Source organism: Clostridium tertium (assembly GCF_017873245.1).
Taxonomy (GTDB): Bacteria; Bacillota; Clostridia; order Clostridiales; family Clostridiaceae; genus Clostridium; species Clostridium tertium.
Genome location: NZ_JAGGJY010000016.1, coordinates 1 through 22,165, shown reverse-complemented (window position 1 = coordinate 22,165; position 22,165 = coordinate 1). Strand labels below are relative to the sequence as shown.

19 protein-coding genes and 1 other annotated feature (1 of these 20 cut by a window edge) are annotated in these 22,165 nt (G+C 26.6%); of the genes, 3 read left to right on the top strand and 16 right to left on the bottom strand.

Annotated features, from left to right (window positions below):
- Positions 1–4: a binding site (T-box leader), on the bottom strand (it extends 252 nt beyond the left edge of the window).
- 82 nt (positions 5–86) lie between these two features.
- Together J2Z25_RS15420 and miaB are read right to left on the bottom strand one after the other, a co-directional pair.
- Positions 87–932: a TerC/Alx family metal homeostasis membrane protein gene (locus J2Z25_RS15420; RefSeq protein WP_209741211.1), complete on the bottom strand. Its 846-nt coding sequence runs from the start codon at positions 930–932 to the stop codon at positions 87–89.
- A 122-nt stretch (positions 933–1,054) separates the two neighbouring features.
- Positions 1,055–2,389 (bottom strand): tRNA (N6-isopentenyl adenosine(37)-C2)-methylthiotransferase MiaB, encoded by a 1,335-nt coding sequence (gene miaB / locus J2Z25_RS15415; RefSeq protein ID WP_209741210.1) that lies wholly within the window; start codon positions 2,387–2,389, stop codon positions 1,055–1,057.
- 227 nt (positions 2,390–2,616) lie between these two features.
- Here miaB and J2Z25_RS15410 point away from each other — a divergent pair, with 227 nt between their 5' ends.
- Positions 2,617–3,336, top strand: a complete 720-nt coding sequence (locus J2Z25_RS15410; protein ID WP_209741209.1) for a ferritin-like domain-containing protein — start codon at positions 2,617–2,619, stop codon at positions 3,334–3,336.
- A gap of 92 nt (positions 3,337–3,428) precedes the next feature.
- On the opposite strand, the gene J2Z25_RS15405 is transcribed toward J2Z25_RS15410, so the two are convergent.
- From J2Z25_RS15405 to J2Z25_RS15355, 11 genes are all read right to left on the bottom strand, one after another.
- Positions 3,429–4,340, bottom strand: a complete 912-nt coding sequence (locus J2Z25_RS15405; RefSeq protein WP_209741208.1) for a GNAT family N-acetyltransferase — start codon at positions 4,338–4,340, stop codon at positions 3,429–3,431.
- A 119-nt stretch (positions 4,341–4,459) separates the two neighbouring features.
- Positions 4,460–6,367 (bottom strand): bifunctional 4-hydroxy-3-methylbut-2-enyl diphosphate reductase/30S ribosomal protein S1, encoded by a 1,908-nt coding sequence (locus J2Z25_RS15400; RefSeq protein WP_008678844.1) that lies wholly within the window; start codon positions 6,365–6,367, stop codon positions 4,460–4,462.
- Between the two features lie 78 nt (positions 6,368–6,445).
- Positions 6,446–7,099, bottom strand: a complete 654-nt coding sequence (gene cmk / locus J2Z25_RS15395; RefSeq protein WP_209741207.1) for a (d)CMP kinase — start codon at positions 7,097–7,099, stop codon at positions 6,446–6,448.
- Between the two features lie 78 nt (positions 7,100–7,177).
- The gene (locus tag J2Z25_RS15390; protein WP_209741206.1) at positions 7,178–8,401 is read right to left on the bottom strand and encodes a BaiN/RdsA family NAD(P)/FAD-dependent oxidoreductase; all 1,224 of its coding nucleotides are present in this window, start codon (positions 8,399–8,401) and stop codon (positions 7,178–7,180) included.
- 125 nt (positions 8,402–8,526) lie between these two features.
- Positions 8,527–9,423, bottom strand: coding sequence for a MurR/RpiR family transcriptional regulator (locus J2Z25_RS15385; protein ID WP_008678847.1), 897 nt, complete (start codon positions 9,421–9,423; stop codon positions 8,527–8,529).
- A gap of 149 nt (positions 9,424–9,572) precedes the next feature.
- Positions 9,573–10,115: a tRNA 5-(aminomethyl)-2-thiouridylate-methyltransferase MnmM gene (gene mnmM / locus J2Z25_RS15380; protein WP_008678848.1), complete on the bottom strand. Its 543-nt coding sequence runs from the start codon at positions 10,113–10,115 to the stop codon at positions 9,573–9,575.
- A gap of 8 nt (positions 10,116–10,123) precedes the next feature.
- The gene (locus J2Z25_RS15375) at positions 10,124–10,852 is read right to left on the bottom strand and encodes a pseudouridine synthase (RefSeq protein WP_209741205.1); all 729 of its coding nucleotides are present in this window, start codon (positions 10,850–10,852) and stop codon (positions 10,124–10,126) included.
- A 127-nt stretch (positions 10,853–10,979) separates the two neighbouring features.
- Entirely contained in the window at positions 10,980–11,411 is a 432-nt protein-coding gene (locus J2Z25_RS15370) for a MarR family winged helix-turn-helix transcriptional regulator (RefSeq protein ID WP_008678850.1), read from the bottom strand.
- Positions 11,412–11,515: 104 nt separating this feature from the next.
- Complete coding sequence (locus tag J2Z25_RS15365; protein ID WP_209741204.1) at positions 11,516–11,989, bottom strand: glutathione peroxidase; 474 nt, start codon at positions 11,987–11,989, stop codon at positions 11,516–11,518.
- Between the two features lie 18 nt (positions 11,990–12,007).
- Positions 12,008–12,553: a glutathione peroxidase gene (locus tag J2Z25_RS15360; protein ID WP_097034198.1), complete on the bottom strand. Its 546-nt coding sequence runs from the start codon at positions 12,551–12,553 to the stop codon at positions 12,008–12,010.
- A 129-nt stretch (positions 12,554–12,682) separates the two neighbouring features.
- Positions 12,683–13,027, bottom strand: coding sequence for a winged helix-turn-helix transcriptional regulator (locus J2Z25_RS15355; protein ID WP_097034197.1), 345 nt, complete (start codon positions 13,025–13,027; stop codon positions 12,683–12,685).
- Between the two features lie 147 nt (positions 13,028–13,174).
- Between J2Z25_RS15355 and J2Z25_RS15350 the strand changes: the two genes are divergently transcribed.
- Positions 13,175–13,831, top strand: a complete 657-nt coding sequence (locus tag J2Z25_RS15350; protein ID WP_209741203.1) for an NAD(P)H-dependent oxidoreductase — start codon at positions 13,175–13,177, stop codon at positions 13,829–13,831.
- 87 nt (positions 13,832–13,918) lie between these two features.
- On the opposite strand, the gene J2Z25_RS15345 is transcribed toward J2Z25_RS15350, so the two are convergent.
- The 3 genes from J2Z25_RS15345 to J2Z25_RS15335 all read right to left on the bottom strand — a co-directional run bounded on the left by J2Z25_RS15345 (position 13,919) and on the right by J2Z25_RS15335 (position 19,632).
- Positions 13,919–16,258 (bottom strand): glycoside hydrolase family 31 protein, encoded by a 2,340-nt coding sequence (locus tag J2Z25_RS15345; RefSeq protein WP_209741202.1) that lies wholly within the window; start codon positions 16,256–16,258, stop codon positions 13,919–13,921.
- A 1,047-nt stretch (positions 16,259–17,305) separates the two neighbouring features.
- Positions 17,306–17,656, bottom strand: coding sequence for a PqqD family protein (locus tag J2Z25_RS15340; protein ID WP_209741201.1), 351 nt, complete (start codon positions 17,654–17,656; stop codon positions 17,306–17,308).
- A 17-nt stretch (positions 17,657–17,673) separates the two neighbouring features.
- Positions 17,674–19,632 (bottom strand): OPT family oligopeptide transporter, encoded by a 1,959-nt coding sequence (locus J2Z25_RS15335; protein ID WP_209741200.1) that lies wholly within the window; start codon positions 19,630–19,632, stop codon positions 17,674–17,676.
- Positions 19,633–19,962: 330 nt separating this feature from the next.
- Between J2Z25_RS15335 and J2Z25_RS15330 the strand changes: the two genes are divergently transcribed.
- Positions 19,963–21,783 (top strand): LTA synthase family protein, encoded by a 1,821-nt coding sequence (locus tag J2Z25_RS15330; RefSeq protein WP_209741199.1) that lies wholly within the window; start codon positions 19,963–19,965, stop codon positions 21,781–21,783.
- Positions 21,784–22,165 lie beyond the last annotated feature (382 nt).

Genomic DNA, 22,165 nt, shown 5'->3' with positions numbered 1-22,165 from the left:
TTCTTATATGCGTTTTTTATTATTATAATAATAAAATTAAAAAAATTCAATAGATTTTAGCATTAAAAAGCAATTATTTTTATTAATTATCTAATTCTTAAATTTTCATTTTCATTATCATTAGAAAATATAAGTGAAAATAGGACACTACATAATAAGATTATTAGTATTATTAAAATTGATATTGACACTGATATCTCTATATTAAAGTATAATACTAGCAATTTTATACCCGTAAACATTAATATAAGTGCTACTCCATATCTCATAAATTTAAACATACTATTTAATCTATTAAGTATGTAATACATACTTCTCAAGCATATTATAGCAAAAACATTGGATGTATACACTATAAGTGGATCTTGAGTTATTGAAAAGATAGCTGGTATCGAATCTAGTGCAAATAATACATCTGAACTTTCTATAATTATCAAAATTATAAATAAAGGAGTTGCATAAAGTTTTCTATTTATTCTTGTGAAAAAATTATGACCTACTAATTTATCATGTACAGGCATTATTTTCTTGAATATTCTTATAAATGGATTTTTATTAAAATCTATATTATTGTCGTCATGAAACATCATTTTAAGACCGCTAAACATTAGAATTATTCCAAATATATATACTATAAAATGAAACTTATTTATAATTCCTATACCCAGTAATATGAAAATAAGCCTTAATATCATAGCGCCAATTATTCCATACTTTAATACTCTTTCTTGGTATTCTAATGATATATTAAAGCTTGAAAATACCATTAAAAATAGAAATAAATTATCTAAGCTAAGAGACATTTCTATTATATAGCCACCTAAAAATTCCATAGCTGGTTTACTTCCCATTGAAAAATATATGTATACATTAAATAAGATAGCCAGACCTATCCAAAATATTAAATTGAAAAAAGATTTTTTTACCCTCATATAATCTCCACTTTCTAAATCATTATTCTTGGTATTATATGAAAATAAATTTAAATTTATTTCAATAAAGTAAAAAAGAAGTTATACATAAATATATAACTTCTTTAATGATCTTTCTCTAATTATTTTACTTCCCCAACAAGAGAAAATGGTTGTGCTCTCACTATCTTAACATTTACTAAATCCCCAGCTTTAACATTTTCACCTGAGAAGTTAACTAATTTTCCATTTCTTGTTCTTCCAGTTAACTTAGTTGAATCATTTTTGCTAGGACCTTCAACTAATACCTCTACAGTTTTTCCTTCATAAACCTTATTGCTCTTTATAACCCCTTCATTAACAACTTTAATAAGCCTATCAAATCTATGATGCTTATCAGCATCTGAAACTTGATTTAACATCATATCAGCAGGAGTATTATTTCTTCTTGAATATATAAATGTAAATGCTGAATCATATCCAACTCTTTCAACTAAATCTAATGTATCTAAGAAGTCCTCTTCTGTTTCTCCTGGGAACCCAACTATAATATCAGTTGTTAATGATACATCTGGAATTTCTCTTTTTATCATATCAACTAACTCTAAATAGTATTCCTTAGTATAATGTCTATTCATCTTTTTAAGAATCCTATCAGATCCACTTTGTACTGGTAAGTGAATTTGTTCACATAACTTATCACATTCTTTTATAGCTAAAATAACATCTTTGTTTAAATCCTTTGGATGAGATGTCATAAATCTAACTCTTTCTAACCCATCAACTTCATTTATTTTTCTTAATAGCTTAGCAAAATCAATATCTTCCTCTAAGCCTTTTCCATAAGAGTTAACATTTTGACCTAAAAGAGTTATTTCCTTGTATCCCTTTGATACTAAATCTTTTATTTCATTTATAATATCTTCTGATTTTCTACTTCTTTCTCTTCCTCTAACATATGGAACTACACAGTAAGTACAGAAGTTATTACATCCATACATTATAGTAACAAAAGCTTTAACATCACTTTCTCTATCTATTGGAAGACCTTCTACTATTTCAGATTCTTTATTGAATATTTCTTTAACTTGAACCCCTTCTGTTTTAACTCTATTTAAATATTCTGGGAACTTATATGCATTATGTGTTCCAAATATTATATTAACATGAGGGAACTTTTTAAGTATTTTATCTGCCATTCCTTCTTGTTGCATCATACAGCCACATACTGCAATTATTAAATCAGGATTTTTCTTTTTTAAGTGCTTTAACTCTCCCAAATTACCAAAAACCTTATTTTCTGCATTTTCTCTTACACAACAAGTATTATATATTATAATGCCAGCTTCTTCTATTGATTCAGTTTTAGTATATCCTACACTTTTAAGCATACCTGATAACTTTTCCGAATCCTCTTCATTCATTTGGCATCCCCAAGTTTCTATGTAATATTTTAATTCTTTAATTTCTTCCTTCATAAGTATTCTCCTTTTTAGAAATATATTTTCCCCAATAACATTATAATAAATATTTAATTATTTTTAAATAGCTAAACATTTATTATTATTAAATATTTATTCACTATATTTTAATTCATTTTATTTAGTAATAATTTTAAAAATAATGAGCATTAAGTATATCCATTTAATCTCATATTAATATAATATATAAAGCATATTTAATCGTAGGAGGATTATTAATATTTATGGATGAATTACAAAATAACCAAAAACCTCATCCGCAATTATCTTTAGCTCTTGATGAGATAAGAAAAGCTGTTCAAGGAGAAAGAGAAGATGAGTTGTTTTATGACTATTTAATTAGTTTAGCACCTACAAAAGATGAGAAAGAAATAATTGAGTCAATTAGAAATGATGAACGTAAGCATAATCAACTTTTTAGAAAAATTTATAAAGACTTTACTGGTAATGATATTAATACGATGAATGAAGAAAACTTAAAAAAACCATCATCTTTTATGGAGGGGATAAGAACAGCTTTATTTGGTGAGTTAAAAGCTGTAGATAAATATAAAGCAATTAGAAGAGCACTTCCAATTGGAGCATATAAAGATATGTTATTTGATATTATTATGGATGAATTAAAACATGCTTCAAAGTATAACTATTTATTTACATTAAATAATACTAATAAGTCATCAAAAAATAGGGATTCTCTTCAAGAGGATACATCTAAATTTACTCCAGACGATTGGGTTAAATATATTACTCCATTAGTTGATCGTGCTTTAATGGAATCAAAAGAAGGTATAAATCCTGAACATTTATATCAAGAATTTATTTTATCAGGTGTACTTGTTGGTTTGGGAAAAGCGCCTGAAGAAGCTATTAATCAAGTTGAAAAGTGGGAAAAAACAGGAGAGTCTAAACTATTAGCTAAGAGTAAAATGTCAAGATTTTATTAATTAATTTATTAATATTATATTATGAATCTTTAAGACAAAAATAAAAACTGGATTATTAGCTTATATAATGATCCAGTTTTTATTTAGTGATATCATTCTCTTTCCCAAATTACTATTTTATATTTTTCTTTAAATCCAATCCACTTATATAAATTAATAGCATTTATGTTAGTACAGTCTACCCTAATAGCTAAGTTTTTTATTCCTGACTTTTTAGCATATAAAATTATTTCATGTAATAATAATTTCCCTAAACCAATACCTCTAAAGTCATTAACTATTCCGAAATTTACTATTGTAAACATTTCTCTATTAAATATTATTTGACCATATCCAATATATGAGTTGTTAATCATTCCAAATATACATAAATCTTTTAGAAAGTAATCTTGTGTCATGTCATTATATATATCCTCAACAGTTAAAGGTCTTCTATTCCATTCACCAAATATATCATTTTGAATATTACACCTTAGTTCTTCATCCTTTCCTACTACTAATTTTCTAGTAGAAAATAAAGTTCTAGAATTAATGTTCTTACTCCAATGTAATTTCTTAACCATCTCATTATAGACTTCATAAATTCTATCAGTATTACTGTAATCCTCTATATTCATTTCCATTAATGAAGTATACTTAATTTTTTTGAACCCTAACCTTTCTAAAATTATAGAGTTTTCTACATTGTCTATTGCTTCATAAGAAAGGGTACTATTGTCAAAATAAGATAATGTAGATTTATTTATTAGATTTATATAATTTGAATCTATATATAATGCCCAAACCCTAATATAATTATCCATTGGTGCTTCGTACCATATATATCCAATATCGGTATTATTTAATTTTATAATTCTCATAAATTTTCTATATAAAAATTTTATTAAGAAATTTTGATTATTATAGCATTTAAAGAAATCTTTATCATAATTTTCATGTTTCATGCTCTTAGAATAAAGTCCTTTAAAAGATTCCATATTGTTTAATGTCAATTTCTCTAACATTACTGCAAACCCCTTTTATTCTCTATATAAATTAGTATACTTCTTCCATAATATTCTGGTCAAGATAATAATAAAAGACACACATATAATTTATATGTGTGTCTTAATATATATATTACTTACTCAGCATCCTTTATACTTAATGCTATTTTTTTATTTTCTGCATCTACTGAAAGGATTATTGCTTTTACTTCATCACCAATCTTTAAAACATCTCCAGGATTATTGATTCTATCATGAGTTATTTTAGAAATATGAACCAACCCATCTACACCTGGTTCTAACTCAACAAAAGCACCAAAATCACTAATTCTTACTACTTTTCCTAAAACTGCAGATCCTTCTGGATATTTTTCTTCTATATTGCTCCATGGTTCTGGAGTTAACGCCTTTATGCTTAAAGAAAGTCTATTATTTTCTCTATCTGCTTCTATTATCTTAACATCAATAATTTGTCCTTTTTTAAGAACGCTTTCTGCTGATTTTACATGACTCCATGATATTTGAGATAAATGTATTAATCCATCTACTCCGTTTATATCAGCAAAAGCTCCAAAATTTGTAAATCTCTTAACTTCAGCCTTTACAACATCACCAACGTTTATATTTTCCCAAGCAGCATCTTCTTTAACTTTTTTCTCTTCTTCTAATATAATTCTTCTTGATGCAACTATCTTTGAAGGGTTATCTAATGAGAAGTCGATTAGTCTTACTTCTAAATTTTCTCCTATTAAATTGCTTCTATCATTTGAAAATCTTATATCAACTTGAGAAGCTGGTATAAATATTCTAACACCCTTATAATATCCTATTATGCCTTTTTCCTTGGCATCCTTTATTTTAACTGAAAATACTTCTTTATTATTAAATATACTTTCAAGTTCATTCAATACAGATTTCTTTTCATATTCTAATCTTGAAAGTACTACATTTCCATCTTCATTTTTAAGCTTTATAACCTTTGCAGTTATTTCATCTCCAATTTTTAATGAAGAAAGATATGATTCTAAGTTTTCTTCTGAAGTAAGTTCTTTAAATGGAATAACTCCATCTGATTTATATCCAACAAGAGAAATAACTAGTTCTTCTCTTCCAATTGATAGAATTCCACCTTTTATTTCGTCTCCAATTCTAAATCTTCTATCCATTTCTTCCATTAGCTTCAATTGATCTTCCATATTAATCTTTCCCTCCATAATATCAATTACTTCTTTTATTATCCAGTCAGGAGTAGATGCTCCAGCAGTAACTCCAACAACTTTCCCTTTATTTTCTTCTATGAACTCTTTAGTAAGTTCTTTAGCATTTTCAACATGAATTGTATTTGGACAATTAGCTTTTGCTATTTGATAAAGTTTAGTTGTATTAGAACTATTTCTTCCTCCAATTACAATCATAGTATCAACATTTTGAGATAATTCATTAGCACTTTTTTGTCTTACTTCTGTAGCAGAACAAATTGTGTTAAATGCTAATAATTCCTTAGAATTAGAAGATAAATTATTTAATGTCTTTTTCCAAGTTTCTTCTTTTTCTGTAGTCTGTGATACAACACAAATCTTTTTAGGAAGTTCTTCTTCGAAAGTACCATCTTTTGTTATTATAGCACTATCATTACACCATCCATTTATTCCAATAACTTCTGGATGCTTGTCATCCCCTAATATAACAATATTATATCCTAAATCTGAATATTTATTAACTTTCTTATGGATATTAGTTACATATGGACATGTTGCATTTACTACTACAAGACCTTTTTCTTCTAAAGTATTTACAACTTTTTTTGTAACTCCATGAGATCTAATTACTATTACATCTCCTTTTTCTAGCTTATCAATTTCGCTAAAATCAATTGAATATATATCATTTTTCTCTAAATATCTAACTACATCATTATTATGTATTAAAGGTCCTAATGTATATATCTTTTTATCATATTGTTTTTTTACCTTAAGTGCTTCTTCTACGGCTCTTTGTACACCGAAGCAGAATCCTGCACTTTCAGCTAATACAACTTTATTCATATTAATTCTCCTAAGTTTAATTACATATTATATTTTAAGTATATTATATTTTTAAGTGTTTAGACTATAATATTCTTATTAAATATTATTTTTTATATTTAAGCATATTTTTTCTGTTACTTCTGAAATTGATAATCCTGTTGTATCAATTTCAATGGCATCATCTGCTTTCTTTAAAGGATCAACTTCCCTATTACTATCTATATAATCTCTTTTTATTATATCTTCAAGTATATTAGAATAATCAACGGTTAATCCTCTATCTTTTAACTCCTTATATCTTCTTTCTGCTCTAGCTTCTGGAGTTGCAGTTAAGAAAAATTTAAATTTAGAATCTTTTAGTACTACTGTACCAATATCTCTTCCATCCATTATAACATCAAATTTATTTGACATATCTCTTTGTAATTTAACTAATTTAGATCTTACTTCTTGAATTGAAGCATATTTAGATACTATTGCACTTATTTCCGGCATTGTTATTTGTTCTTGAACATTAATGTCATTTAAAATTAAATCATCATTTTCAAATCTCATTTCAAGAGTATCTATTAAATTACATAATCCTTCAACATCTGTATCTTCTATATTATTTTCTCTTGCAACTAAAGCTACAGATCTGTACATTGCTCCTGTATTTATGTACATTAAATTAAATTCCTTGGCAACTAATTTAGCAATTGTGCTTTTCCCTGCCCCCGCTGGTCCATCTATAGCAACTGATATTCTCAAAATAATATTCCACCTTTCATATTTGAAAAACATTTTCATATAAATTATATTATTATTATCTATTTTTAACAAGTAATTTTATGTATTACTTCCTGCTAAAAAGCCTGTAGATAATGCAATTTGAACATTATACCCTCCAGTAAAGGCATCGACATCTATAACTTCCCCAGCAAAAGATAAATTTGATATTATTTTAGATTTCATAGTAGAAGAATCAATTTCTAAAGTATCTACTCCACCTGATGTTACTATTGCTTCTTCTATAGGTCTGAGCTTCATTACTTTCAGTTTGATTCCCTTTATTAAATTCACAAGATTTTTTCTTTCTTCTTTTGTTATTTCATTTACCTTCTTATTTTCCGATATTTCAGAAAGCTCAATAATAATTGGTATAAGTTTTTTAGGAAGTAATTCATCTAGTGAATTTTTAAAATCTTTATTAATAAATTTTTTAAAATCCTTTTGAATCCTCTTATCTAGTTCTTCATTTGATAAAGCAGGCTTTAAATCTAAGTTTATGTTATAATTGCCATTATTAGTTATGTATCTTGAGCCCTTAAGTATAAGAGGTCCAGATACACCGTAACTTGTAAATAGCATTTCTCCTTGATCCTTATATAAAGGTTTCTTAACTTTTTCATCAAAAATTGATATTTCTATATTTTTAAGAGTTAATCCCGATAAATCCTTAGCCCAATTGTTTTTTATCTCAATAGGAACTAATGATGGCTTTAATTCTGTTATATTGTGGCCTAACTTTTTAGAAAACTTTAAACCATCTCCTTTAGAACCTGTTAATGGGTAAGAAACACCCCCTGTAGCAATAATAAAATAATCAGCCTTTATAAGATATTCATCATTTACTTTTACAGATTCTATTTTACCTTCTTTTAAATTTATATCGGTAACTTTACTATTTAATTTTACTTCAACATTATTTTTTGAAAGTTCATTTGATAAACCTTTTATTATATCAGAAGATTTATCTGAAAAAGGAAATACGCGCCCTCCACGTTCGGCCTTTAACTTTATTCCTTGGGACTCAAAAAAATTAATTGTATCTTCATTTGTATATGTATATAATGCACTATATAAAAAATGAGGGTTACCTGGTATATAATCAAAAAATTCTGATATATCCTTAATGTTTGTAACATTACATCTTCCCTTACCTGTAATAAATAACTTTTTACCTAACTTTTCATTAGCTTCTAATAAGATAACATCATTATTATTTTTAGATGCTGTTATAGCTGCCATCATTCCTGCTGGTCCAGCTCCTATAACTATTACTTTTTTCATTATAATCCTCCTAATGCATTATTTTGTCATAATAAATATATCATTTTAATATCTTTAATTCAATATAACAAGCAATTAAAAAGTGCTAAGAAATGCTTAATAAACATAACTTAACACTCTTATTATTAATCGTCTCCAACATTTTTATTGTTATAAGAATATACATTATAATCTTTCCAAATTAATTCAAGATTGTTGAATGTATCTGTAATACTTTGTTTTTCTCTCATACCTACAGCGATTATTAATGCATTAATTACAGATAGAGGTGCTACAAGTGAATCAACAAATGATGCCATATTACTTTGAGCTATTAATGCATAATCTGATTTAGAAGCTAATGGAGATAAAAGACTATCTGTAATTGCTACAACATCAGCTCCTCTATCTTGTGCAAATGCAAGTGCATCTATAGTTCTAGAAGCATATCTTGGAAAACCTATACCTATTACCAAGTCTCCTTCTTCCACATTAATCATTTGTTCAAATATATCAGAAATTCCATAGCCCACTGTCTTAACATTTTGCAAAATAATATTTAAGTAGAAACCTAAAAACTCAGCCAAAGCAGTTGAACTTCTAAGTCCTATAATATATATTCTTTTAGCTTCAAATATCTTATTAACAACTTCTTCAAATGTATTATAATTTATCTTTTCAAGAGTTGCTCTTATATTTTCCATATCCGCCTTAAGTACACCTTTAAGAGCATATCCCTCACTAACATAATCATTGGATAGTTCCAATCTTTGAACTGTTGTCAGTTTATTTTTTATTAATTCTTGTAATGCTTTTTGAAGCTTAGGATAGCCAGAAAAACCTAATTCATTAGCAAATCTAACTACTGTTGACTCTGAAACCCCAACAGAGACCCCTAATTTTGCTGCAGTCATAAAAGCAGCCTTATCATAATTTTTTAAGATATATTCTGCAATTAATTTTTGTCCTTTACTTAATCTTGAAAATCTTGCTTGTATTAATCGCATTAAATCTTTTGAGTTTTCATTCAGATTATTATCCATCCGTATCCCTTCTTTTCGTTAAACTTAACAACTTTTACTTATAAACCTATATTTATATATTATCACTTTTTGAATAATTCATCAATAATCATTTCATTTTATTATATATTTCTTATAAAAACTTGTAATAAATTGTAAAGTTGTCAATTTTATTTTTTCTCTATAACTACAAGTAAAGGTGAGATATCTTCACGGTTTAGATATGATTGAACCATGACTCCAAACTTATTTTTAGGTAAATTTTTTAAATATTCCAAAATGCAAGATTCTTCAATTTTACCTTCATAATGGCCTCTATAAATACATATTGTCATTAATCCACCACTATTTAAAATCTTAAGCCCTTCTTTTATACTTTCTAAAGATGTATTATGTAATGTAGTAATTTCCTTATCTCCTCCAGGTAAAAAACCTAAGTTATACATTATACAATCAACATTTTCATCAATGTATTTCTTTAATAAATGATGAGAATCGTTTATTATTTCTACATTTTTAATTTCTTTTAGTTTGTAATTATCGCAAGCTTGATTTTGTATATCAAAAGAATAAACTTTTTCAAATATACTAGATAAAAAATCAGTATCGTGTCCATTGCCCAATGTTGCATCTATAGCTATCTTTTTATTTAACACAAAATCCTTTACTATATAATGAGATAGATCACTTATATTTCCTACATATCTGTACATATTTCCCCCTATAATGAATTAATATAATTTAACTCATCTTTAGTTAAATTTCTCCATTCTCCTCTTTTCAAATAACCTAATTTTATATCTCCTACAGCTACTCTTTTTAATGTTATAACTTCATGACCAAGTGCAGAACACATTTTTCTTATTTGTCTATTTTTCCCTTCATGAATTATAATTTCAACTAAAGAATTAACTGTATTAGTCTTTTTATCCTTCTCTTTATCAATAAGCTTTATTTTTGCATTAGCAGTTATATACCCACCTATATCAATTCCATTTTCAAATTTTTTAATTTCTTCATCAGAAAATACACCTTTACATAATGCTATATATTTCTTTTCAACTTCAACTCTTGGATGTATTATTTTATTATATATATCACCATCATTAGTTAATAAAATCAATCCTGAACTATCATAATCTAATCTTCCTATAGGATATATTCTTTCATTAACTTTTACTAAATCTAATATAGTTTTTCTACCTTTTTCATCTTTTACAGAAGTTATATATCCTTCTGGCTTATTTAACATTATGTATAGCTTATTTTCTTCAGGGAGTATTCTTTTCCCATTATAAAATACTTTATCTTTAGAAGGATCTATCTTTACCCCTAACTCATTTACAATCTTATCATTTATTTTTACTTTACTACTTAATATGATTTCTTCACATTTTCTTCTAGATGCTACACCGCATCTAGCCATATATTTTTGTAATCTTTCTTCCATTATTAATCACTCCGTTTTTTTAATAAACACCTAATATAGTACTCTAGTATAAGGTTTTATGCAATAAATTTGTTTATATAAAAATAGAGTGTATTTAATTTAAAAACTAAATACACTCCATTTAAAGTTATTCCAAATTTTTAAGTAATTCATCTAAATTTCTTTTTAAATCAATAGCTTTTTCCTTTGAAATATTAATATTACACATCATCTTACTTGGAACATCTTTTGCTTTTTCTTGAAGATCAGAGCCCTTTTTAGTCAATTCAGCTATAACAACTCTATCATCATTTTTGTCTCTATATCTAGTTATAAGCTCCATTCCTTCTAACTTTTTTAGTAATGGTGTTAAAGTTCCAGAATCTAAATGTAATCTATTTCCAAGATGTTTTACAGTTGCTTTTCTTTCTTCCCACAATACAAGCATTACTATATATTGAGTATAAGTAAGATTGATTTTATCTAATATTGGCTTATACAGTTTTATTATTTCTCGTGATACGGCATAAAGAGAAAAGCATATTTGATTATCTAACTTTAGATTATTATATTCATTCATATTATTCACCTACAATATAAATATCAAATTTAATTTTATTAAATTAAATTGATTTTACATTTTTAAAGCTCTTATGTCAATATCTATTATAAACGTATTTATATTTATAATAGTTTTTCTATGTCTGTTTTTATTTTTAAAGGAGAGGTTGTTGGAGAATATCTTTTTATAACATTCCCTTCTTTGTCAATTAAAAATTTAGTAAAGTTCCACTTAATATCTTTCGTTAATAATCCTTTTTCTTGTTCTTTTAAATATTTATATATGGGATGAGTATTACTTCCATTAACATCTATTTTTTCAAACATATTAAATGTAACTCCATAATTTATTTGACAAAAGTTCTTAACTTCTTTATTCTCTCCTGGCTCTTGATTTAAAAATTGATTACATGGAAAACCTAATATTTCTACACCTGAATCTTTATATTCTTTATAGAGTTCTTCAAGATCTTTTAATTGAGGGGTAAAGCCGCATTTACTCGCTGTGTTAACAACTAAAATTATGTTTCCTTTATAATCGCTCATATTTATTTCTTTTCCATCTATATTTTTTGCAGAATATTCATAAAAGCTCATTAAATTATCTCCTTTTAATTATAGTAATTTCTTTATATTTTCAACCATATCAAGAGGATCTACTGTTGGTTCGAATCTTCCTGCAACATTCCCTTCTCTATCAATAAGAAACTTTGTGAAATTCCACTTTATTGAATCATCAATTAAGTATTCTGGGAATTTTTCATTTAATATACTATTTAATAGTTTTCCATTTGGTTTAGTTAAATCAAATCCTTTAAACTTTTCTTTTTCACATAAAAATTTAAATATTGGATGTGCAGTAAGGCCTCTTACGTCTATCTTTTCAAATAATTTAAATGTTACTCCATAATTTATTTCACAAAAGCTTTTAACTTCCTTGTTATTTCCAGGTTCTTGTTCTAAAAATTGATTACAAGGGAATCCCAATATTTCTAATCCACTTTCATTAAATTCTTTGTGCAATTTCTCTAAATCTGCATATTGAGGAGTAAAACCACACTTACTTGCAGTATTAACTACTAAAATTACCTTTCCTTTATAGTTACTCATATTTATTTCTTTTCCATCAATATCTTTAGCATTAAAATCATAAAAATTCATTTAATATTCCTCCATTTATTTCGCATTGTTTAAAATTTAATTTTATACAATTAATATTCTTGTATTTATATTATCTCTTTTTATATTATAAGTCAACCTGAATTCACAAAAAAACATTTTAAATATACATTATTTTTTATTAATTTCACTTTTAACCTTATTTCCCCACTCTTCTAATGAATGTATTATTGGACAAATAGATTTTCCAAGCTTTGTTAAAGAATACTCTACATGTGGAGGTATTTCATTAAATTGTTTTCTTTCTATTATTTTATATTCAACAAGTTCACGAAGGCATCTTGTTAGCATTAAACTAGATATACCATCTACATTTTTTTCTAATTGATTAAAACGTATGCTTTCATTTTTCCAAATTTCTATCATTATTTTTAGTTTCCACTTTCCTGATAATATATCTAAAGCATATTTAACATCTTCTTCGTTTATTTCTTTTTTTTCAATATAATTACTCATAATTTAGCCTCCATTACTTACTTTTTTGTAACTAACTAAAGAAAACTTGCCTACTTGTTTTGAGATATCTTATTCATTATACTACTTTATATATTATAATTTAAATTGTAAAGTTTATAAATATTAATTAATAAAGGAGAGTTTAATATGAACAATACTGAAATTTTAAATGCTTTAAATAATAGATATGCTTGTAAAGAATTTGATAAAAATAAAAAAATCAACGATGAAGACTTAAATTTAATACTTGAAAGTGGTAGATTATCTCCAAGCTCAATTGGTATTGAACCTTGGAAATTCTTGGTTATATCTAATGAAGACTTAAAAAATGAATTAGCTGCCGTTGCTTTAGGTGGCAAAAAACAAATTCCTTCTTGTAGCCATTTAGTAATACTTTTAAATAGAGCAGCAAATGATTTAAAAGCAGATTCTAAATATTTAAATAAATTATTCAATGAAGATAAACATTTACCAAAAGAAGTTGCAGATATAATGTTAAAGATGATAAAAGATGTAAATGATAATAGATTTAAAAATAATGAAAAAGAAATAAAGCATTATTCAAGAGAACAAGTATACATTGCACTTGGTACAATGCTAACTACTTCAGCTTTAATTGGAATTGATTCATGCACTATAGGTGGATATGATGCTAAAGCTGTTACAAAAATATTAAGTGATAGAAATCTTCTAGATACTAATCACTTTAACATATCATGTATGCTAGCATTAGGATATAGAAATGAAAATCCTGCCCCTAAAACTAGAAGAGCTTTTGAAGATGTAGTTGAATTTGTTAAATAATATACCATTTAATTTTATATATAAATAAAAAACTAAATACTTAAATAAAAGCCAGTAGATATTTCTAATTCTACTAGCTTTTATTTTTTATATATTCATTTCTATAGAATTATTATTTAAGCTAACTTCTTTACCGTTTAATGTTATTTTCTTATTTGTTTTTAAATTATTTATTATAAACTTAACTTTAGAATATTTTTTAATATAATTATTCTTATTTATTATAAATTTTATATCAATGCTTTCATTGTTAGATACAATTATTTCATATTCATTATATATTCCATTTCTATACTCGAAACTTTCACCATCATCATTATAATGAATATATTTAAACTCATTTTCTTCTTCGCTTAAATATAGGTTTAAAATTAGTTCATCACTCTCTTTTTCACCAATATAATTTTGTTCTATGCTCATTGGAATAATGGAATCTGCTTTTACAAATATAGGGCAAGTATTCAAAGGAGATTCTTTTATTATATATTGTCCTCCATTATAGCTTTCGCCAGTCCAAAAATCTATCCATGTACTTCCTTTTGGTAAGTAAACAAGTTTTTGTCTCATACCTTGTTCAACTACTGGAGATACTAAAATACTATCTCCACAAAGGAATTCGTCATTTACTTCATAAGTATTCTTATCACTTTGATATTCAAATAGAAGAGGTCTAATAATTGGTGCTCCAGTATTTTCACACTTCCACATTAAATCATATAGATAAGGTATTAACTTATAACGAAGATTTATATATTTTTTATTAATTTCCTCTGTTTCTTTATCAAATGCCCATGGTTCCTGATCTCTAGTTCCCATTGCTGAATGATTCCTAAATAATGGTGTAAATGTTCCTACTTGTACCCATCTACTTAATAACTCACCAGTACAATCATGTCCAAAGCCCCCAACATCTGTTCCACAAAAACTCATTCCGCTTAAACCTAAATTCATTAACATAGGAATAGACATTCTCAAATGTTCCCATGTACTTTGATTGTCTCCAGTCCAAATAGTTGAATATTTTTGAGTGCCTGCATAGCATGCTCTTGTAACTACAAATGGCCTCTTATTTGTGCTTTCTTTTATTCCTTCATAAGTAGATTTACTCATCATATGCCCATATATATTATGTATTTCTTTATGAGTAACCTCTAACCCATCTTCATTAAAAACTACATCATCTGGTAATGCTCCATTAAAACTAGCTGGTTCATTCATATCATTCCATATTCCTGAAACACCCGCATCCATCATAATCTTTTGATTTTTTGCCCACCATTTTCTAACTTCTGAACTCATAAAGTTAGGATAAACTGAATCTCCTGGCCAAACTTTATTTTTATATACTATTCCGTCTTTGTCTTTTGCAAAATAGTCATTTTTCATTCCTTCATCATATATATTATATTCTTTATCTATTTTTACACCAGGATCTATAATTGTAACAACTTTAAATCCCATATTCTTAAGCTCATCAATAAACTCCTTTGGATTTTCAAATTTTTTATTATCCCAAGTAAATACTCTAAAACCATCCATATAATCTATATCTAAATATAATGTGTCACAAGGAATCCCCTTATCTCTAAAAGCTTTTGCTATCTCTAAAGCTCTTTCTTTAGGTGCATATGACCATCTACATTGTTGATATCCTAATGTCCACAATTGAGGAAGAGGAGTTTTTCCTGTAAGCTTTGTATATTCATTTACTACATTTTTTACTTCTGGTCCATATATGAAGTAATAATCTAAGTTACCTTCTATAGCTCCAAAATAATAGTATTCTGAATTTTCTTTTCCCATATCAAAATGACTTTCAAAATGATTGTCGAAGAATATTCCAAATGCCTCTTCATCTTTTAATGATATTAAAAATGGTATTGATTTATATAATTGCTCAAATGTTTCTCCATGAGGACTTGGATCATCAGTATTCCAATTTTTATAATGATAACCCTTCTTATTTAAAGATCCTGTTCTTTCTCCTAGACCATAAAAATACATATCATCTTCCATTGTCTTTGCTACATAAACCTTAAAATCTTGATGTCCATTTAAACTATGTCCTTCTTCAGCTGCAAGATCAAGATTGTTTCCTCTTCTTTTAAATGGATTTCTTGTATCCCTATAATCCCTACATAAAACCTTTTCATTTTTATCGTAAATATCTATCTTAAAATTATCATTAACAACAATTTTTAATTTTTCTGTTAATATATTTAAAGTATATTCAGTTTTTTCTAGTGAAAAACTAGAACTTTCTATATTCAAATTTTCAACTGCCTTAGAGTTTCTCTCTTTTCTGTGAAATGGAACAAAAAAATTAACAACCCCATCATTAATAATTGTTATAGTAGCTTCATTTCTTTCATACTTTAATCTAATTTCTTTATTATTTACTTCATAGCCTAATAGTCTACCTAACATTAAATCACCCTCTATTCTTAATAATTATTTCCATAGTATATATGTTTCAACTATAATCTGCATAATTGAATATGTCCTATTTTAAACGTTAATTGTTTTAATTAACATAAAATAGATAAATTGAATTCACATATTATTATTTTGACTACAAGCATATTATAAAATAAATCTCTAACTATTTCTTGTATAATAACATCAATAAATATAACAAAATTGCTATTTTTATATAATTATCCCTTTATACATTATATAGATATTTAATTTTATATTTTTCTTTTTATTAAATAAAGAAGGGGCTGTATCAAAATAAATTTTGATATTAGTAGATAAAAGAGATTACCAAATTAGAACTTTCATTTTTGCGAATATATAAATACTATTTAAGTTTAAAAACGTCTTTAATCAAGTAAAATCAATGGTTTAAAAGGGAGTCGCGTTTCGCGACTCCCTTTATAGAAATAAGAGATTATCTTTTTTAATGAAATAAAGCTTACTTGAAATTGAATAAGTTTTATATTAAATAAACTTCTAAGATTGCGCCATTTGTAGATTTATTTAAATAAATCTTTTAAAACTTCTTGAATATTTTTATTTACTTTAATAACTTTTTCATTGTTATTTATGTTATCTATCCTTTTTCTATATCTAGTATACAAATAATTTATATAGTTTAAATTATCATTTATAGCAGAACAAAATATAAATATTACTAAAGGTGTTAGCTTAGGGACTTTCCATAATAAAACTCCTTTTAATTACTGATAATATATTATATTTAATTATTAATACTATTGTTATATTAATCTATAAAATATTTGATTCAAATCCTGTAGCTTGCAAAGAATTCACTTCATATCCTATATAATACTCAAGACCTGAATAATATACTTTTTTATATTTTTAAGCAAATTATACTTTAGTAGGTTGCGGGGTTCTTAGTTCATCCACTACTATTAATAAAATTTATTTAGTTATTATATAGTATAAACCTATTTATTTGAGTACGAGCTTAAAAGAGCTAGAAATACTTACCTCTAGCTCTTTTTATTATATACTTTTCTTAAAATTTATCCAGTTTCTTTTATTTAAATAACGAATAAATAAAATTAATCTTTCATTAACAGGTTCACATTTTTCTCCAAATTTTCCTCTCATTTTTTCAACTATTTGAAGAATATTTTTATCACCGTCAATTAATCTCCAGACTTCACTTCCTAATTCATCTAGTTCTATATCAGTAATAGCCGGCTTTTTAAATAACTTTCTAGCTATTTTTTCTATTAATTTATCATGATGAAATATCAAATATACTCTATTATTTTTTTCTTCAAAAGCCTTGTGTTTCTTTACTGGTATATACAACAAGAAGTTTTCTTGCTTTTTACTATTATTAAACATTATTATTCTCCAATAATTTAATTAGCCTTACTTTCCTTTTTCTTATCACTTATAATATATTTATATACTAAATAAGTTAAAATTAAAAACATAACTAAAGCAAATTCTTTACTTTCAGCCAATACAGGTAATAACTTAGGACCTATTCCAACAACTTCATTAATTCCAAATCCTGTTAACCCCGCTACTAAAATACCAATCAAGGCATCTCCAGCAACTAATCCTGAAGAAATTAATATACCTTTTTCAACTTTTTCTTTCTTAACTTCTTCGTCATGTTTAAATTTCTTATCTACTATTACTCTAATTATACCACCAGCTAAAATACCAACGCTTAAATTTATTGGTAAGTATATGCCTAATGCAACTGGTAATACAGGTAGGCCTAATATTTCAATTGCAATACCTATTGCAGCTCCTACTAGAACTAAAGTCCATGGTAATTGTGCATCCATAACACCTTGGACAACCATTGACATTAGAGTTGCTTGTGGTGCCGGAAGACCAGCTTCTCCACCAATACCATAGATATTGATTAATAATAGCATTGCAGCTCCTCCAGCAATTGCTGATACTATCAACCCCATAATTAATCCAATTTCTATATTTTTAGGAGTTCCTCCTAAAATAAATGTAGTTTTTAAAGCTTGGGAAGTTCCTCCTGCAACAGCAGTTGCAACACAAGCTATAGCACCAGCGAGTAAAGCCATTATCATCCCCCTATTGCCAACAACTCCTATAGCTTTTAAAATTCCAGTTATAAACAATAAAGTTGCTATTGTCATACCAGATACTGGATTGTTAGATGCTCCAATAATTCCACATATTCTTGCAGATACAACAGAAAATAAAAATGAAAATAATACTGCTAATAAAGCTCCTATTGGATGGATACCTGTAATCGGTAACAACCAAGACAACAGAAATACTAATGCTGCACCTCCAATAACCCAAGTCATTGGTAAGTCTTTATCTGTTCTTTTTACATCTCCCCCTGAAGCCTTCATTCCTGAAAAAGCAGCTTTCATTGATTTAACTATTATTGGAATTGATTTTCCAAGGCTTATAAATCCGCCTGCTGCAACAGCTCCAGCACCAATATATCTTATATATTCTCCCCTTATAGCACTTGCAGTCATCTCTGCAATTGGAACAGTTGCTGGGAATACTGCATTGACAGCTCCATCGCCAAAAAATTTAATTAATGGTATAAGTCCAAAATAAGCTATTGCACCGCCTGCAAACATATAAAGAGCAGCTTCTGTTCCAACTATAAAACCAACGCCTAGAAGTGAAGCTAAAGCATCAACTCCAAACATACTTTGAAATATAGATTTACCGTTTTGTGACATGTTTATCATCCATGTAGGACTTTCAGACCATAACAATAATCCACCTGATAAAAATTTATATATTCCACCACCAGTTAAACCAGTTATAACACTTTTAAGCCCAGTACCACCTACTGTTGAGTTAACAAGAACTTCAGATGCAGCCATACTTTCTGGGAATGCTAGCTTTCCGTGTTCTTCAACCATTAGATATTTTCTTAGAGGAATAACAAATAAAATCCCTAAGATCCCTCCTAGAATAGTAATAGTAACTATTTGTAATAATGTAATATCTCCATTCCATATAACGATAGCAGGTAATGTAAATACGATACCTCCAGCTAAAGATTCTCCTATTCCTGCTATTCCTGCTACCATATTTGATTCTAAAATACTTTTTCGTCCAAAGGCATATAATAGGGCTGTCCCAAGTATTGATGTAGGTATTATAGCTGCAATAGTCATACCTACCTTTAATGCTAAATATACATTTGCAGCTGCAAAAACTGCTGCAAATATGCATCCAACTACTATGGATACTATAGTTAACTCTGGCAATGCATCCTTAACTGAAATATAAGGCGTGTAATTTTCTCCACTTATTCCACCATAAGCATCATGAGAGAGCTTATTTTTTTGTGACATAATGATTCCTCCCTAAATTAAATTATTTAATTTTTATAAATCACATTGTATATTCTAGCAATATTTTTCTACTTTTTCCGTCAATAATTTATGAACTTTATTTTTTCACCCTACTAATTATCACCCTCATTATATAATGTTATATTTTTCTAATAATTCTAAAAATTCCTCCTTTAGAATAATTATACATTTGTAATTTAAAAGAGTAAATATAATACTTGTTAAAGTTGAATATTACTTTTTTTTGACATAATAATTTTTATATGGCGTTAATTCTATATTTAAGATAAAATAAGTTGAAAAGAAATAGTTTATTTCGGAGGAAATCATATGAAAGAAAAATTTAAAAAAATAGTATTAAATAATTGGCTATTTATACTTATGGTATTGATACTTCAAGCAAAATCTATGCTTTTACTCTCAATGCTTAGAACTACAAATTCATCTAGTATAAATTTTTCCACTATGTATTTTGGAGTTCCTGCTATTGGAGCACATTTAGTTATAATAACATTAATATTAAGTATTATGTTCTTATTTAAATACAAGGGTAAAATGTGGACTGCATTAGTAATTGATGCAATTATTACACTATTATTTATTGCGGATATCTGGTACTACAGGAATAATGGAACATTCTTATCAATTAGACATTTGCTCCATCCAGAAATATTTAATCCTATTGGTAAGAATTTAATAAACTTTAGACCTATAGATTTATTATTTGTTATAGATTTTATAGTGTTCTTTATCTTATTTAAATTTGATAAATTAAGAAAGTATAATGATAATTCAAGATTATCATTAAGAATTTTAAAAACTGCTATAGTATTTTCATTAAGTGCACTTATTATTTTTATTTCTCACTATATAATTGATATAAAAGGTAGAATACCTGGACAATCATTTTTAAGATTATCTTGGGCTCCTTTTCAAACATTTAGTGATATGAGCCCTTTAGGCTATCATGGGTTTGATTTAAAATATTTTGTAGGAAGAAACAAAGAGTTATCCGATTCAGATATAAATGATGTACAATCTTGGATAAATAATAATAAAGAAGATATTCCAGATAATGAGTATTTCGGAATGCTTAAAGGAAAAAACTTAATTGCAATTCAAGTTGAATCATTAGAAAATTTTGTTATAAATAAAAAAGTTTATGGACAAGAAATTACGCCTACTTTAAACAAGCTGCTTTCTGGAAGTTTATATTTTGATAATATTTATGAGCAAAATAATTCTGGAACCAGCTCTGATTGTGATTTGATGGTTAATACATCTATTTTCCCTATCAGAGCAACTAGTACATTCCCAACATATCCTTGGACCAAATATAATAGTTTACAAAATATATTAAACAATGAAGGATATACAACAATTTCAACTCATGCAGAATTACCTGGAAGTTGGAATTGGGCTGAACCTCATAAGTCGTTTGGAGCAGATAAGCTTTGGGATATAAATGAATTTAATATTGATGAAGTAATTGGACCAGGACTATCTGATGAATCCTACTTGAAACAAATTGCAGATAAGATTAAATCAGAAAATCAACCATTTTATACTTTCATTGCTACTTTAACAAGTCATGGTCCATTTGAAATGCCAGAAGATAAAAAGTTATTAAATCTACCTAAGGAATTAGACGATAATATGTTAGGTGGTTATTTCCAAAGCGTAAGATACGCAGATGAAGCAATAAAGCTTTTTATTGAGGAACTTGAAAAGAATGGTCAATTAGATAATACAGTTTTAATGATATATGGAGATCATGGTGGTGTTCATAAATTCTATGAAGAAGAAATAAAAGATGCTCCATTAAATGAAAACTGGTGGCAAGAAAATGATAAGAAAATACCTTTTATAATTTATAATAAAGATTTAAAAGCTACCACTATATCTAAAGCTGGTGGACAAGTGGATTTCTTACCTACAATTTCTTATCTTTTAGGTGTTGAAAGATCTAAATTTGATAATACATCTATGGGTAGAGTCCTAGTTAATACAAATAGAAATGCAACAATATTAAACAATGGAGATATTATTGGTACTCCAAAAGACTCAAATGAAGAAAACCATTTGAAAGATGTATTCAAAATTGCAGATGATATAATTGAAGGAAATTACTTTAAAGTTATTGATAAATAAAACTATAAAAATGAATAAAAATACTGCCAATAATCTATTTACTTGGCAGTATTTTTTATTACTTCAAATTTATTTTTAATAAAGTCCTATTCAATTTTATAATTAAAAATTATTATTAGCCCATTAAACTCTTTAAAACATTACTAATAAATTAATTCATGATATAATATATATTATTTACTAATTTTACATTATTTTACTTTAGAAGGTGATTGTTATAAAAAAAATTTATATCCTATCAATACTTAATATCCTTACTATTTTTCTAACTAAAGAAGTATTTTATATTTTTCTTATAAATTTATCATATATTCCCTTTTTATATGATGATTTTTTTATAAATATAAATAAGTATTCATTATTAAAAGTTAAATCTTTTAAA